This is a genomic window from Paenibacillus tianmuensis, from assembly GCF_900100345.1.
GTDB lineage: Bacteria > Bacillota > Bacilli > Paenibacillales > NBRC-103111 > Paenibacillus_G > Paenibacillus_G tianmuensis.
The window spans coordinates 24385-39487 of sequence record NZ_FMTT01000031.1 but is presented as its reverse complement, the minus strand read 5'-3'; the positions used below and the strand labels follow the sequence as shown (position 1 = coordinate 39487).

General features: G+C 56.0%; 13 protein-coding genes. 5 read left to right on the top strand and 8 right to left on the bottom strand.

Translation table 11 applies throughout. The features are described 5' to 3' along the window. Positions 1-14 precede the first annotated feature (14 nt). Both uvrA and BLO51_RS18775 read left to right on the top strand, forming a co-directional pair. Positions 15-2897 (top strand): excinuclease ABC subunit UvrA, encoded by a 2883-nt coding sequence (gene uvrA / locus BLO51_RS18780; RefSeq protein ID WP_090674308.1) that lies wholly within the window; start codon positions 15-17, stop codon positions 2895-2897. Between the two features lie 418 nt (positions 2898-3315). Continuing rightward, positions 3316-3531 (top strand): hypothetical protein, encoded by a 216-nt coding sequence (locus BLO51_RS18775; protein WP_090674306.1) that lies wholly within the window; start codon positions 3316-3318, stop codon positions 3529-3531. A gap of 167 nt (positions 3532-3698) precedes the next feature. Here the strand turns inward: BLO51_RS18775 and BLO51_RS18770 are convergent, their stop codons facing one another. From BLO51_RS18770 to BLO51_RS18760, 3 genes are all read right to left on the bottom strand, one after another. Continuing rightward, complete coding sequence (locus tag BLO51_RS18770; protein WP_036683040.1) at positions 3699-4667, bottom strand: sugar phosphate isomerase/epimerase family protein; 969 nt, start codon at positions 4665-4667, stop codon at positions 3699-3701. Positions 4668-4810: 143 nt separating this feature from the next. Continuing rightward, entirely contained in the window at positions 4811-5119 is a 309-nt protein-coding gene (locus tag BLO51_RS18765; protein WP_090674305.1) for a hypothetical protein, read from the bottom strand. Between the two features lie 17 nt (positions 5120-5136). Next, positions 5137-5358, bottom strand: coding sequence for a hypothetical protein (locus BLO51_RS18760; protein WP_090674303.1), 222 nt, complete (start codon positions 5356-5358; stop codon positions 5137-5139). A gap of 223 nt (positions 5359-5581) precedes the next feature. Here BLO51_RS18760 and BLO51_RS18755 point away from each other — a divergent pair, with 223 nt between their 5' ends. Continuing rightward, positions 5582-5872: a hypothetical protein gene (locus tag BLO51_RS18755; RefSeq protein ID WP_090674302.1), complete on the top strand. Its 291-nt coding sequence runs from the start codon at positions 5582-5584 to the stop codon at positions 5870-5872. Positions 5873-5938: 66 nt separating this feature from the next. On the opposite strand, the gene BLO51_RS18750 is transcribed toward BLO51_RS18755, so the two are convergent. The 5 genes from BLO51_RS18750 to BLO51_RS18730 all read right to left on the bottom strand — a co-directional run bounded on the left by BLO51_RS18750 (position 5939) and on the right by BLO51_RS18730 (position 13148). Then, positions 5939-7090: an MBOAT family O-acyltransferase gene (locus BLO51_RS18750; protein WP_090674300.1), complete on the bottom strand. Its 1152-nt coding sequence runs from the start codon at positions 7088-7090 to the stop codon at positions 5939-5941. A gap of 178 nt (positions 7091-7268) precedes the next feature. After that, positions 7269-8237, bottom strand: coding sequence for an SGNH/GDSL hydrolase family protein (locus BLO51_RS18745; RefSeq protein ID WP_090674299.1), 969 nt, complete (start codon positions 8235-8237; stop codon positions 7269-7271). A gap of 70 nt (positions 8238-8307) precedes the next feature. Next, positions 8308-9504: a class-II aminoacyl-tRNA synthetase family protein gene (locus tag BLO51_RS18740; RefSeq protein WP_090674297.1), complete on the bottom strand. Its 1197-nt coding sequence runs from the start codon at positions 9502-9504 to the stop codon at positions 8308-8310. Positions 9505-9509: 5 nt separating this feature from the next. Further along, positions 9510-9761 carry an acyl carrier protein gene (locus tag BLO51_RS18735; protein ID WP_090674296.1) on the bottom strand — a complete coding sequence of 84 codons (252 nt, stop codon included), beginning with the start codon at positions 9759-9761 and terminating at the stop codon, positions 9510-9512. Positions 9762-9896: 135 nt separating this feature from the next. Next, positions 9897-13148 (bottom strand): FG-GAP repeat domain-containing protein, encoded by a 3252-nt coding sequence (locus BLO51_RS18730; protein WP_090674295.1) that lies wholly within the window; start codon positions 13146-13148, stop codon positions 9897-9899. A 267-nt stretch (positions 13149-13415) separates the two neighbouring features. On the opposite strand from BLO51_RS18730, the gene BLO51_RS18725 reads away from it, so the two are divergent. Then, positions 13416-13628 carry a hypothetical protein gene (locus tag BLO51_RS18725; protein ID WP_090674294.1) on the top strand — a complete coding sequence of 71 codons (213 nt, stop codon included), beginning with the start codon at positions 13416-13418 and terminating at the stop codon, positions 13626-13628. 31 nt (positions 13629-13659) lie between these two features. Continuing rightward, the gene (locus tag BLO51_RS18720) at positions 13660-15096 is read left to right on the top strand and encodes an aminotransferase-like domain-containing protein (protein ID WP_090674293.1); all 1437 of its coding nucleotides are present in this window, start codon (positions 13660-13662) and stop codon (positions 15094-15096) included. Positions 15097-15103 lie beyond the last annotated feature (7 nt).

The window sequence follows — 15103 nt, the reverse complement described above, 5'->3', positions numbered from 1 at the left end:
GAGGCTTTCGAAACGTGGCCAGAGACAACATTGTAATTAAAGGCGCCAGGGCGCACAACCTGAAAAATATCGACGTCGTCATTCCGCGGGATAAATTTGTCGTCCTGACCGGCCTGAGCGGCTCCGGTAAATCGTCCTTGGCGTTCGATACCATCTATGCCGAAGGGCAAAGAAGATATGTCGAGTCGCTGTCCGCTTACGCGCGGCAGTTTCTCGGCCAAATGGACAAACCGGACGTCGACTCGATCGACGGATTGTCTCCGGCCATCTCCATCGACCAGAAGACGACGAGCCGCAACCCGCGTTCCACAGTGGGTACGGTGACGGAAATTTACGACTATCTGCGTCTGCTGTTCGCCCGGATCGGGCGTCCGCACTGTCCGGAGCATAAAATCGAGATTACCTCGCAAACCGTGGAGCAGATGGTTGACCGGATTATGGAATATCCGGAGCGCACCAAGCTGCAAATTTTGGCACCGATCGTTTCGGGGCGCAAGGGCGAGCATTCGAAGCTGCTGGCGGATATCCAGAAGCAAGGTTTCGTCCGCGTGCGCGTCAACGGCGAGCTTCGCGAGCTGTCGGAAACGATCGAGCTGGAGAAAAACAAAAAGCATACGATCGAAGTGGTCGTGGACCGGATCGTCGTGAAGGACGATGTCCAGACGCGTCTGGCTGACTCGCTGGAGACGGCTTTGAAGCTGGCGGAGGGGCGCGTCATCGTGGACGTGATTGATCAGGAAGAGCTGTTGTTCAGCCAAAATCTGGCCTGCCCCGAGTGCGGCTTCAGTATCGAAGAGCTGGCGCCGCGGATGTTCTCGTTCAACAGTCCGTTCGGCGCATGTCCCGAATGCGACGGCTTGGGTCAAAGGATGATCGTCGACCCGGATCTGCTCGTTCCGAATCCGAAGCTTTCTATCGATGAGGGAGCGTTCGAGGCATGGGCCGGCAGCACATCGAACTACTATCCGCAGTTCCTTGCGGCGGTGTGCGAGCACTACGGTATCCCGAAAAATGTGCCTGTCAGCGAGCTGACGAAAGAGCAAATGCAGAAGCTGTTGAACGGTACCGGCGGGGAGAAGGTGCGCTTCCGCTACGAGAACGACTTCGGACATAAGAAGGAAGCGATGGTTCCTTTCGAAGGCATCGTGAACAATCTGGAGCGCCGTTACCGCGATACGTTTTCCGAAGGCATCCGTGAGCATATCGAGTCGTACATGAGCGCCAAGCCTTGCGGCAAGTGCAAGGGCGCCCGCTTGAAGCCGGAAACGCTGGCGGTAACGGTAGCGGATAAAAATATCGCGCATGTCACCTCGCTGTCCATCGGGGAAGCGCAGCATTGGTTCGACTCGCTGAAGCTGACCGACCGCGAGACGCAGATCGCGCATCTGATCCTGAAGGAGATCAAAGCTCGTCTGGGGTTCCTCGTCAATGTCGGGCTCGACTACTTGACGATGCATCGCGCAGCGGGCACGCTCTCCGGCGGCGAGGCGCAGCGGATTCGTCTGGCGACGCAAATCGGGTCGAGTCTGATGGGCGTTCTATACATCTTGGACGAGCCGAGCATCGGCCTGCACCAGCGGGATAACGACCGGCTGATCCAGACGCTGGAGCATATGCGGGATCTGGGCAATACGCTGATTGTGGTTGAGCACGACGAAGATACAATGCTGGCAGCCGACTACATCATCGATATCGGCCCGGGCGCGGGTATTCACGGCGGCAAGGTAATTGCTCAAGGCACGCCTGAGGAGATTAAGCAGGACGAGCAATCGTTGACCGGGCAATATCTCAGCGGCCGCAAGTTTATTCCTGTCCCTGCCGAGCGGCGGAAGCCGAACGGCAAGTGGCTGGAAATCCGCGGGGCTAAAGAAAACAATCTGCGTGGCGTCAATGTGAAGTTTCCACTCGGAGTATTCGGCTGTGTGACCGGAGTTTCCGGCTCCGGCAAGAGTACGTTGATTAACGAAATTTTGTACAAAACGTTGGCAAAAGAACTGAACCGCGCCAAGGTTCGCCCGGGCGAGTACAAGGAATTCAAAGGACTGGAGCATGTCGACAAAGTAATCGACATCGATCAATCGCCGATCGGGCGGACGCCTCGCTCGAACCCGGCGACGTATACCGGCGTATTCGACGACATCCGTGACGTCTTCTCGGCGACCAACGAAGCGAAGGTGCGCGGCTACAAGAAAGGCCGTTTCAGCTTCAACGTGAAGGGCGGACGCTGCGAAGCGTGCAAGGGCGACGGCATCATCAAGATCGAGATGCACTTCCTACCGGACGTTTACGTGCCATGCGAGGTATGCAAAGGCAAACGGTACAACCGCGAAACGTTGGAAGTCAAATATAAAGGCAAGAACATTTCCGAGGTATTGGAAATGACGATCGAGGATGCATGCGAGTTTTTCAAAAACATTCCGCGTATTCACCGGAAAATGCAGACCTTGATGGACGTCGGGCTCGGGTACATGAACCTGGGTCAGCCGGCGACGACGCTCTCCGGGGGAGAGGCGCAGCGCGTGAAGCTCGCGGCCGAGCTCTATCGCCGCAGCACGGGCAAGACGATCTATATTCTGGACGAGCCGACGACGGGATTGCATATTCACGATATCGACCGGCTGCTTAAGGTGCTGCATCGCTTGGTCGAGAACGGCGATTCCGTCCTCGTCATCGAGCACAACCTCGATGTGATCAAGACAGCCGATTATATTATCGATCTTGGACCGGAAGGCGGTAACCGGGGCGGTACCATCGTCGCTTCCGGAACACCAGAGGAAGTCGTAAAGGTAAGCGGCTCGTATACAGGCAAATACCTGAAACCGATCCTGGAACGAGACAAATTGCGCTCTGAAGATTACTATAAACGGCTTAAAGAAATGGAAGATGCGGTCGTCTAACTTCGATGACCCATAGGGATAGAAAAAACGCTGCTCCAAGCCGGGAAACTCGCTTGAGAGCGGCGTTTTTACGATTGAGCCTTGCAGGCCGATGTCGGCAATGTACTTCTGGTCGTGGGCGTGAAGGCCAGGCACTGAATTTCCGCATGGCCGGAGTTATAAATAGTAGAAGAAATGGACATTTTATATTTGCGCGGAAGATTCGAGAAATTCCGGTTCATCAATGGCTGCCAAATAAGCCTTTCACGTCTTGAGTGAAGTGCCTCACAGAGGGGGCAACGGCGAAGAAGTTAAGCCCTGCCGCTTCCCGGCGAAAATGTTGACAAACTTGTTACACTTGGAGAAATCGCTTGCACTTCCAAGCTAGTCAAGATAAGATAGAAATTAAGTATTTTCGCATATTGAAGGAGGTCCCTCCATGTTTTTGGCTGAAGAAGCGGCAAAAGCCACGAGCAACTTTTCCGGTTTCGATATCTTCGTGATCTTGTTCACGGTAGTTATTGCCATCGGCCTTTTCCGGTTGCTCGGCGCTAAAAAGAAAAATCCGTTCGCCATTGGCTTCGGTCTGGTTAGTTTGGCCGTATTCGTAACCTTGAGCGCAGTTATGGTTATGGGCTGGATGGGCAAGCTGTAAGCTGCTGCTGCAGAGACGCGAATAAGATCATACATGCACGGACAAGGACAGGTCTCCCGGGACGCTGTCCTTTTGGCGTTTCGAGAGGATGATTCCAAAAAATATAAAAGGAGCGCCTCCTCAGAGTAGAGGGAGCGCTCCATCGTTTTTCATAACTTTGAAAGGCTTTACACCCACCACATTTCGCCAAGTGGCTCTTTGATGAGGATTTGCTGCAGGTTTTGCACTGCTTTCGTAAAGCCTTCGTCTACCGACATCAAGCCGTCTTCATGCTCAATGCTAACGACATAGTCGTATCCGACTAAGCGAAGCGCGCTAATGATGTCTGCCCACGTCTTGAGATCGTGCCCGTAGCCGACGGTACGGAACTGCCAAGCGCGGTCCAGCATGTTCGCGTAGGACTGCATATCCGTTACCCCGTAACGGTTGACGTTGATCGGATCGATCGACGTATCTTTGGCATGGAAATGGTGAATGGCGCCTGCGCGGCCAAGAATGTTCACCGCCTGCACCGGATCGATGCCCTGCCACCACATATGGCTCGGGTCCAGGTTCGCGCCAATGGCGTCGCCGGCCGCTTCGCGCAGACGCAGCAGCGTCGCTGGAGTATGGACGGAGAAGCCGCCATGCAGCTCGAGACCGAATTTCACGCCGCGCTCGGAAGCGTATTTGCCGGTTTCCGTCCAGTACGGAATGACTTTGTTGGCCCACTGCCAGTCAAGAATCTCTTGGAAATCGGGCGGCCAAGGAGCCACCGGCCAGTTCGGATATTTCGCGTTGTCGGAGTCTCCCGGGCAGCCGGAGAATGCATTGACGACAGGCACCTCGAGCTTCTGGGCAAGATCGACCGTTTTAAGCAGCGCTTCGTGATCGGCTTGGGCGAGCGCTTTTTGCGGATGAAGCGGGTTACCGTGGCAACTGAGCGCGCTGATCGTCAGTCCGCGGGATTCGATCGCTTGCTTGAATGCTTTCAGCTTGCCGTTATCGCTGAGCAGCACGTCCGGGTCGCAGTGCGCTTTACCCGGGTAGCCGCCGGTGCCGATTTCAACAGCGTCAAGTCCTTTGGATGCAATGTAGTCAAGCGCTTCTTCGAAAGGCTTCTGCTGGAATAATACCGTGAAAACGCCTAATTTCATGGGGACACCTCCGAAAATAATCAAAATGAACGCGCGTACAACGGAACGCTCATCCAAATTATATCATTAATTGCTTACGGCTCAAAGTAGGAGTTTCGGACATAACGCAACGAGGTGTCGCCTTTTCTTAAAAAGTTCACGACTCAGTCCAAAACGTTCATCGTTTGAATATGGTTTTTTGTTTCATCGGTACCCAAACCGTACAGCGTTTGATAGATGCTTTTCAAATTGAGGTCATACGCATCGTTTGCCTCATCATGATGATAGGGAATACCGGGAAAAAGAGCTCTGGAGTAGGTTTGTTCCTCCGTATACTCCAGGTCTTCGAACAATTCTTTCAGTTTAATCATTTCCTCCGGTGTGGCTTCGATCTCCAACTCGTAAGCCGCGTCGCCTTGGTGCTGCATGATTGTTTTAGATTGTACCGATACATAGTAGGTTGTTTTATCCACTGAAGTGACCTCCGACTTTATTTGGAATAGTAAGACCAGATAACTGCGCCGGCAACCAGAACGATCGGAAAAAGAACATAAACGATGAGCATCGGATTCGCCATGACGGGATGCTTGACTGTTGTCGGGTCCGTGTTTTTGTCAAACTCCTTATTTTGCTGCCTTCGAGCCAGTACAAATGACGCAACGGCAGAGATCACGCATACGATGGCCGCAAGTGCGATAAGAGTGTAGAGCATTCAGAATCACGTTCTCCTTCCAAGGGGATATCCTTATTTTCTGGCAATTTGCTTAAAATATACGGCTCGGCGAATGCTTGTTCGATGGGCAAGTTTTGCTTTCGATAAAAACGCTCGACAATGTTCCCGTTTCTTTTTCTTTTGATTGGTTTACAATGGAAATAATTCTCTTCGGATCAGGGGAGGGAAGGGGTAACTTTTTAAAGAAAGGGCGGATCGTAAGATGAGCAAAGATACACAAATTGTTGAAACCGTATCAGGCACCTGGCTGCGTTTCCCAAACAATTTTAAAAGGTTTCATTGCTTGGTGGAGCTGCCCGATCAGCTCTCGCTAAACATTAATACGAAATCGGGTTGTGTGCATGTACATAAGAAGGACAGCGATGATGTGTTTCAATATGTGGGGGAATTGCATATAACGGCAAACGGCAATCAGCTGCAATGCAACGTTCAAGCTGCCCCGGCCAAAGAAGAAGTGATGGAGACGACAGGGAAGCAATCCGATGCCAGTTGAGGTATTTTCGCGATTTTCGTGTAAAAAAGAAGCAGCGCCTGCGAAGGGACGCTGCTTTTATCATGTTTAGAACGGCCAGTTCAGGAGACCACGATAAATATGGAGTACCGTTTCGCTTTTGCCGCTGTAGACGATAACGGCCGCTGTTACGAGTAGTTGGGTTAATGCGCAGCGGGCGAAGAAGTACGTCCGGGATACTTTTTTCTTGTTGACCGTCGTTTTGCCGAGCAGATTCTCCAGTGCGATTAACACGCCGTGGTAGACGCCCCACAGCAGATAGAGCCAGCTAAAGCCATGCCATAGCCCGATCAGCACCATAATGAGGATGGACAGGCCTGCTGCGGTCCATTTGGTCGGCGTTTGGCGCGAGAAGAAGATAAAAATATGATCGCGGAACCAGTCACCGAGCGTGGCGTGCCAATTGCGCCAGTACTGCGTCAGCGTCGGGGATTGGAACGGTTTCTTGAAGTTTTCCGGAATGTTGTAGCCCATCAGCCTTCCGAAGCCGATCGCAATATCGGAGTAGCCGGAGAAATCGAAGTAGATCAGGGCATAAAACCAGACCATCAAAAATAGCGATTGATGCGTGTAAAGCTCTTGCCCCGATAAGTGGTTGAATACGTCGGTCATCCAGGTGACGAGCACGATCTTCTTGAACAAACCGAGAATGATGCGCTTGATGCTGCTTTCCGTCTGTGCAGCATCCAACCGATACGGCTGTTTCGTATCCGCCATGAAATCACGGAATTTGAGAATGGGGCCGGACGTGAACGTCGGGATGAACAAAATATAATTGAAATAGTCGATAACCTTTGCGCGGGCATCTTTACCGAAAAAGTAGGCGAAATACAGCGCGTCGATCACCTTGAGCACGTTGTAGATCAAGCCGAGCACAATGATAGCGTCGAACAGCGGATGAGTAAATACCTCCATCCCGAACAGCCGCAGCGAGCAAACACCGGCCACATTGGCGGCGATCAGCAGAATAAACCAGCCCTTGCGAAAGCGTGTCGTGTGGCTGAGAAATAGAAAGGCCAAATAGTTCAGCGCCGTGTAGGCCAAGTAAAAAGCGAGCAGCTTTTTACTGAACAGCAGCAAAAAGCATAGGTTGAACGCGAGCAGCAGCAGCCGCTTATTATCCGCCCACCGCCGGGTTAAGGCAAGCACGAGCACCATGCCGGTCATAGCCATAACCGCGTTCATATTTAAATACCACATCGAAGATTCCTCCAACATATGCATCCGCCGTGCGGGTCGGAAACCGGCCCGGAGCGGGACGGAAGGACCGATCGGCGCCCGCGGCGCTGATCAAGACAAGATCAGAACCCTTCGTAGATGAACAATCCTTTGCCGGTAAAGTAGATCAGCACCATGATGAGCATGGCGAGATAAACGATCACTTCGACGATTTTGCGAGCGAAGCGAGCCATGCGTCCACCTCCTTCGTAAATACCGGAGCGCCTTCCTGACGGCTCAGATGGACGAGATCGTGAAAATATTTCGGATCGTATGTCGTCAGCAGATCGAGCATCGGCACGCCGGCCGCTTGCAGACGCCGATTGACTTCTTCTTGCAAAGCGGGCATGTAGCCTGGCAGCTTGTAGCCGCGGTTCCAAGGCATCCAGACGACGCGCAGCGGTAAGCCTTGCTGCTTACTGTAAGCGATGATGAAGTCCAGCGCGTCCAGATTGTTCTTGAAATCCCGGTTGGTCATCCAGCCGAACCGCTTCTCATACTCGTCCCACTTTTTACGGAGATCCTCATCGGATTTTCGGCCGAAATAAAGCTCCTTGTCGATCCAGCGCGGCTGGTAGGCCAGCGGATCGGACACGCTCAGCTTCAGCGTTTCCGGGAAGCGGGCGCATGCTTCGAAGCGGGCGGCGTGCTTCTGCAGAAGCCCTTGGTACAAGCCGCAGGCAATCTCCGTCCCGGTATCGTGGAAATAATCGCGGTACGCGTAGACGTAAGGCTGGTACCAAGGCTTGAACCACTGGTAGGTCGGGTCCGTTTCCAGGCTGTCGACCATCGTATGCACGTCGATGCCGACGACAAGCTGCGCCTCCACCTGGAAACGCTGCTGCTCCAAAATCGCTTTCAGATCAGTTAGCTTGCCATAGGAAAGTCCGAGCTCCACCAGCTTGGCGGCCGAGTCCGTCTCGATATACGCCCCCGTGACTGCGGAGTTGCCGTAAAAAGCCGACCCCCGACTCTGCCAATCGTGATGGAAGAGCGTCTTCGTAAAATCGTTCTTATAAAAACGCCGCGAGGTCACCATCGGGTCCCACCAGGAGATGAGCACGTCCGATAGGACGAAAGCGGCCAACAGCAGCAGCGCGAAGCTGTTTTTGCGAAGAAAAGCGATCATAACGGGAAAACCCACACTTTCCAATGAAGGCGATCATTAGTTATCAATCACAGAATCACGAGTTATGGCGCTAGAGCGATTTTTCCTGCCACGCGTGGTACTGCTCACGGAATGAAACAGGCCAGTTTGCCTCGTCCAATCCGTATTGCGCGAGGAAGGCGAACGCCCAGCGCTCGATGCCGAACCCGACGCAGGCGGTAACCGCGTTGCGTTTGCCCATTTTAATATTGAACGCATTGCCGAACGTGTTGCTGTGGAAGTTGACGGAGCTGCAGGCGATCGACTTGTTGATATTCGGAATCGTCAGCCGGAGCTCGTACTTCATTTCTTGATTCCGCTGGAAGGACGCCTTGACCTGGAAGTCGTTCGTGAAAAATGGATCGTTCGCGATTTCCAGCACGCTGTCCACGTTCCATTCGACGGCCAGCTCCTTCAAATATTCGATGGCGCGCAGCCGGTTCTCCTTCACGTAATCCGGCCTGCCGACGAAGATGATCTCCCGCATGCTGAAATCGAGCAGTCGTCCGAAGTCCGTATGATTGCGCGATTCGAAGCGGTGGCACTTGGAGATGGCCGTCACGGTCACGCCGTCGCCTTCAAGCGTCTCGTTCTGCAGCCCCTCGTAGCAGTGGTAGCAGGTCGACGGGTTCATCGTGAATTTCGGCTTCGCCAGGTTGGCGTTCAGATCGAGCGGCTGCTCCTGCTTCCAGCCTCCGGCGTCGCGGATCGATTGGGAGAACGTTTCGATGATGTCGAGGTCCTCGCGCAGGTGCGACAGGAAGTGAATGTGCTCCGGAAACGAAGTAAAATGATTTGTCTTGTTCAGCGTATCGCAATGAATGACGGCCGGGTACTGCTCCTCCGTAATTCCTTCAAAACGATTCGCTATTTTCGTGACGAAGCTGTAGTCGAGAAAACGCATCAGACTGGAGAACGGCTCGCGGAAAATAAATAGGCCCGGCTCCAGCACTTTGATGATTTTGCGATCGGCGAGCTCGGCGATGATATCGCCTTCGTACGGGGTGTCGGCTTTATGCTCGAACAGGATGTTTTCCTTGAAGCCGAAATCCCCTTGCGAGAAACGATCGATCAGCTTGCGTACCTGCTCTTCGATGGCGGCGTTGCCTTTCGGGGAGTCGTGAACGATATGAATGTGCCCGGACTCAAGCCGGATGTCGCGGATGGTCTCGTCAATAAACGCCGCGGCGTATTTGAGCTGTCCGTGCTGGCTGGAGGCGAGCCCCTCCAAAGATACGACGCATTCCATGGGCTTTACCTCTCTTTCTTGTTGTGGATGAACGTAGCAATTTCGCGGACGGTGTTGAGCGGGTACAGCATTAAATCCTGATTTGTCACTTGGATGCCGTACGTTTTCTCGATATGTGCGATCAGCGCCGTCGCTCCGATGGAATCAATATATCCATAGTCGAACAAGTGTACGTCTACGGTGAAATCGTCGTCATCGTCTTCGATTTCGTAACGGCTCTTGATGTGCGCTTCAAGCTGTTCCAGCAATTCCTGCATGGGTAAGCCTCCTCCGATAAATTAAGATCAAGCGATAGGCACCGGGCTTACAAAGGATACCGGCATAAAAGCGGGACGGCGATTGCGGGACCCAGAGGCCCCGCCGCAACCGTCCGCGTGAAGAGTGAATACAAGCTAACGAGCCGCTTTGGCAACGGTTAGCGTCACCGGATCGCCGTAATGCGTGACCGTATAAGTCGCTTTCGCTTCGTCCCGGTCGACGGTCAGCCCGGCTCCTTCGATGGTCAGCGGCTCGGCGCTGTAAATCTGGACCTGCTGCATGCCGGGCGCGTTCAGCTTCAGCGTCCAGCGGTCCGCGGATTTTTGCAGCTCGTACGGGACGTTCGAGCGCATCAGATGCGGATCGTTGCCGAGCGCCTCCGCTCGTTCGGGCGAAGCGAACCGGATGGCGGCCGTTTGCGGGACGCCAAGGTACAGCTTGCTGCCGCGCGTATCGCGCACCTCGGCATCGGTGACGGCCTGCTTGGCCGCGTAAGGCTGCCCGCGGTCGACGACGAGGCCGAGCGTACCGCGGTATTCGGCGGCCTGCGCAGGAACGTCGTCGGTGATCGCCTTGACGCGGAAGGCGGGCTCGACGGTCATGCCGAGCATTTTCTTGACGCGGTCCGTGACGACCTCATGCCATGGCCGGTACAGCTCGACGCGGGTCGTCATCGCATTCAGGAACGAACGCGCCATTTGGGGCTCGGTCATAAAGTTATAGCTATAGTCGTCCCGAAGCTTGTCCAAGTACCGGACGAATTCCAGCAGCTCCGGTACACGGGTCGGGAAATGGTACTCGATATGCTCGAAATAATCGATCGGCAGGTCGAGCACCGCGTAGGCTTCGAAAATATCTTTCGTCGAATAATGCGTGCCCGTGCGCAGCACCGGCGCCGGGGTATTCAGCATCATCGGCTTGCTCAAGTCGGGCTCGCCCGACGCATCGGTCATGAGAAACGGCAGGCCCCAGTTATACTCGACGCCGAGGCGCGGATCGGCTTTGATATGCGACGGCTTGAAGCCGAAGTTGAACCAAATGCCGGACTCCCGCTCGTTGCGCAGCGTCTGGCTGCGGTCGGGATTGTTGATCCGCCACGTATGCTGGTTCGTGCCGGTCATCCCCCACGGAATGCCGAGCTTCTCGAACGCTTTCTGATGCAGCGCGATTTCCTGCTTCTCCTGGGCATCGCTCGTAAAGTTATGGACAAAAATGTGCGGGTACAGCTCCAGACGGTTGTCTTTCGTGTACCGGATGAATTCGTTCAGTTGGTCCGCATATGGGAACTTCGGATCGTCGATGGTCGACGGGATGCCGAATTCGAGCTGCCCGACGATCAGATCGTCCTTGCCGTCCCCATTCAGGTCGTACCAGAGCGGGACGGCGTTGTGCCCGCCGACAAGCGCATGGTTGCCGAGCTGGTTGACGGTCGCCGCTTCGATAACGCCTTTGTCCACCCAAACGGTACGCCCAGTGCCCGAGTTCTCCTGAACGAAAACGCGCAGGTCGCCTTCTCCGGTACCGACGACGAGGTCGGCTTTGCCGTCCCCGTTCATGTCGCGGACGGACGGCGCCGCAAACCGCGCGGACAGCTTGAACAGTGCTTCGCCCGCGTGCAAGGCGACCGCGCCGTTCGCTGCTCGCGAGCCGCGGTACAGCGTCACCTGCCCGTCGGCATCCCCGATTACAAGATCGGGGACGCCGTCTCCGGTGACGTCGCCCACGGCCGGCGCGATCGGCGCCGCGCCGCGGATCGGCTTCCCGTCCGCCAGCAGCGGGACGGGCGCCTTGAACGCGCCGCCAGCTTCGCCATAGGCGACCGCGAGCGTGCCGTCCGGCTGGCCGATCAGCAGATCCGGCCGGCCGTCGCCGTTCAGATCATACGCCGCCACGCTGGCGTACGATCCGACCTTCAGCGGCTCCCCGTTCGGGAGCCGCAAGGGCTCGCGCCGCGCGAACGCCGCGGGCGCTTTCAGTTCCGCCGGAAGCTGCTGCCCGGCGTAGGCTCCTTCCGTTTCACCGGCGTTCCGGTAAACGTACAATCCGCCGTCGGCCGACCCGACGATCAGGTCGGGCCGGCCGTCGCCGGTAAGGTCGACCAGCGCGGGGTACGCGCGGTAGGGCAGCGTGATCGGATCGCCGAGCGAGCGGTAATCCGGATAATTGGCCAGCCGGATCGCCTCGCCGTCGGCGGACAGCCGCGTGCCGCTCGAATAGAACGAATTCGGCGTCTCGCCGGCGAAGGCGGGCTTGTCGTTCGTTCCGGTATTCAAGTGGACGACGACCGACTCCTGCCAACGCCCCCACGTGAACGACGAGCGGACCAGCGAGAACGAAGGGATCTGCTTGTACTTCTTGAGCAGCTCCGCCCACTGGATGCCTTCGCCGTCGCGGATCGCCTCCAGCGCTTCAAAATGGTTCTGATACGCCATCGCCGGACGTCCGTAAGGCCCGTACGACTTTTTGACGCTGTAGCCGAGCTTCGTCTTGGAAACGAACGCGGCGTATTCACTGCGCAGCAGGGCGTTCCCGGCTGCGAACGTAAAATGGAAGTACGGCGCCAGCGGTAGCTGGCTGCGGTCGAAATACAGCGCGTCCGAGGTCGGCTTCCTGGTCGCGTTCGTGTTCGCCGCCAGCTTCTCGAAGCCGAGCTTCGGGTCCATGCCGCTGCTTAGATCGTAGCCCGTCACAAAATATCGGTTCGGCAGCAGCGTGCCGCTAAAAAACACCGTGCCTTCCCCGTACCGGTTCAACGTATAAAGCGAGATGCCGTTCATGGAAGCGAGCGTCTGTGCCGTGGAAGGGACGAGCCCTTTTCCCCAGGAGAACCGGCTCAAGCTGCCTTCGGTGTCGTGCTGGAAGAAGCTGTCTGTGAACGACCGAAGCAGCTGCTGGACGCTTTGCAGGTTGGCATCGACATCCGGATAAGACCAGAGGGACGGACTGCCGCTTCCGGCTCCAAGAGCGCCGCGGGCCGGCGCAGGGACGTTGACGACTTGTCCCGCTCCGAGAAAGCCGGGGTCAAAATCGTCCGCAAACGGGTTCTCAAGAAATAAATGCCCGCCTTCTCGGACGTAAGCTTGAAGCAGCTCCCGCTGGGAGTCTGTCATGCTCCCGTGCAGCGACGGGTCCAAATAAATTGAATCGTAAGACCGGAGCTCGCGCGCGCTCAGACGGCTCAGCTCCTGCCGCTCCAGCTCCAGACCGACGACCGGCGATTGCCGCAGCTGCGCGTAGGCGGTCGGATCGGAAGCGCCGCTTGCGGTGGCGTACAACAGCCGTACCTTCAGCTCTTTGTTCGATGTCAGCAGGAAGACGAGACCGACGGCCGCTATTGCAACAATCGCAATCACCGCTGCCTTGCGATATGCTTGTTGTCGAATCAAAAAAATCTCCTCATTGTTCGTTAGGCTAGATTACCTTGCCATTATAGCATGGATGGCGGGCTTTGTTAACTTTTGCACGGTCCGGACGGGATCGGCGTGCCCCCGTAAATCTACCCATCCAATAGCGGCAAGAGTAACAAATTGGATGGGTGTAAAAGCGGCCGATTGGGGGGTTACGCCGTACTCGTTCTCATGTAAAGTAAGAGTAGGACGCATACTTTTCGAGAAGATGATCCTTTATTCATAGAAGAAAGGACGGAAGCTCTTATGAACGAATGGATGCTGTATCTGCTTATCTTCGTTATCGTCCTGTTCGCGCTGATCGCTACCATTGTGGTGGGCGTATCGGCCAAAAATAAAGAAGGCAACCCGACCTACGACCAGCGAACGGGAAAAAATTTGCTGCGGCTGACATGGATTTATGCCGTCGTCCTATTCGGCGGTTATCTGGTCTTTGCGGTATACATGTACTACATGTAATCGAGACCGCGGCAGAGGAAAGGGACCGACCATGTGGAAACCGGACCGCTTGGGCCCCGTGCCCATGTATCGACAAATTGCCGATTATTTCGAACGGCGCATCGTTCTCGGGGAGCTGCCGCCGGGCTCGATCCTCCCTCCGGAGCGCAAGCTGGCCGGGCAGTGGCAGCTCAACCGCAGCACGATTATCCAAGCCTACGAAGAGCTGCGCTCCCGGGGGTTGATCGACCGCAGAAAAGGGAGCGGGACCCGGGTCAGCCTGCGAAAGTGGGAGGAATCGCCGAAGCCGGCCGTCGATTGGCAGGCCTATACCGAGCAAAGTCATCCGCCGGGCTCTCCTTTGCTTCGCAAAGTCCGGGAGGAAGCCCGGAAAGGCGCAGAGGTCGTCGATATGGCCGGCAGCGAGCTGTCGGAGGACCTGATCCCGATGGAGGCGTTCCGTCAGCTGATGCGGGAGCAGCCGCTCACGGAGCCGCTGGGGTATACGGACCCCCAAGGGTTTTACCCGCTTCGGGAAGCGCTCGCCGTCTACTTGCGCACCTACCGCCAAGTGGATGCAACCGCCTCGTCGATCTTCGTCACATCGGGCATTCAGCAGGCGCTGTATCTCATTGCGCGCTGTCTGTTGCGTCCGGGGGATGCGGTGGGCATTGAGGTTCCGTCGTATCATTATTCGTCCCATGTCTTGCCGAGCGCCGGGCTGCGTGCAGTCGCGCTGCCAGCGGATGAGTCTGGAATCCGGCCCGACGAACTGGCTGCGCGCATCCGTAAAGACAAGCTGCGCATGCTCATTTTGAATCCCACGTTTCAAAATCCGACGGGCCGCACCCTACGTCCGGATCGCCGAAAACGGCTGCTTGAAATCGCAGCGGAGCTGGGCGTCCCGATTGTCGAAGACGACCCGTACGGCTTGGCCGCGTTTCGGGACGAACCCCCGGTGCCGCTGAAAGCGATGGATACGAGAGGCGTCGTGCTGTATGTCGGCTCGCTGTCCAAAATTGCGGCGCCTGGACTAAGAACCGGGTGGCTGGTCGGCCCCGACACCGTCATTCGTCAGCTGACGGCAGCCAGACAGCAGATGGATATGGGACCGAGCGTTCTTCCAGAATGGCTGTCTGCGCGGTTTTTGGCTTCCGACTTTTTTCACAGGCACCTGCTTCGGGTCCGGCGCGCGCTGAAGCTGAAGAGCGAGCTGCTGATGAAGGAGCTGAATGCGCATCTGCAAGGGGAAATGACGTTTGAGCGGCCGGCCGGCGGACTTTACCTGTGGGGAAAGCTTGCAGGGGGAGTTTCGGCGGCGAGGCTGCTTGACGAGGGAATCAAACGCGGCGTGCTGTTTGTGCCGGGAAGCGTGTTCGGGCCGGATAGTGGCCATGTGCGGTTTACGTTCGCGCGTCCTTCCAAGAAGGACATCGCTATCGGGGCGGCGCGTTTTGCCGAGGCTTTCCGGGCGGCTTCCAAGCGATGACGTACTT

What these genes read in the sequence shown, in the direction of transcription:
- BLO51_RS18775 (WP_090674306.1), top strand. Translation starts at nt 3,316, where the DNA reads ATGTTTTTGGCTGAAGAAGCGGCAAAAGCCACGAGCAACTTTTCCGGT.
- BLO51_RS18770 (WP_036683040.1), bottom strand. Translation starts at nt 4,667, where the DNA reads ATGAAATTAGGCGTTTTCACGGTATTATTCCAGCAGAAGCCTTTCGAA.
- BLO51_RS18760 (WP_090674303.1), bottom strand. Translation starts at nt 5,358, where the DNA reads ATGCTCTACACTCTTATCGCACTTGCGGCCATCGTATGCGTGATCTCT.
- BLO51_RS18755 (WP_090674302.1), top strand. Translation starts at nt 5,582, where the DNA reads ATGAGCAAAGATACACAAATTGTTGAAACCGTATCAGGCACCTGGCTG.
- BLO51_RS18750 (WP_090674300.1), bottom strand. Translation starts at nt 7,090, where the DNA reads ATGTGGTATTTAAATATGAACGCGGTTATGGCTATGACCGGCATGGTG.
- BLO51_RS18745 (WP_090674299.1), bottom strand. Translation starts at nt 8,237, where the DNA reads ATGATCGCTTTTCTTCGCAAAAACAGCTTCGCGCTGCTGCTGTTGGCC.
- BLO51_RS18740 (WP_090674297.1), bottom strand. Translation starts at nt 9,504, where the DNA reads ATGGAATGCGTCGTATCTTTGGAGGGGCTCGCCTCCAGCCAGCACGGA.
- BLO51_RS18735 (WP_090674296.1), bottom strand. Translation starts at nt 9,761, where the DNA reads ATGCAGGAATTGCTGGAACAGCTTGAAGCGCACATCAAGAGCCGTTAC.
- BLO51_RS18725 (WP_090674294.1), top strand. Translation starts at nt 13,416, where the DNA reads ATGAACGAATGGATGCTGTATCTGCTTATCTTCGTTATCGTCCTGTTC.
- BLO51_RS18720 (WP_090674293.1), top strand. Translation starts at nt 13,660, where the DNA reads ATGTGGAAACCGGACCGCTTGGGCCCCGTGCCCATGTATCGACAAATT.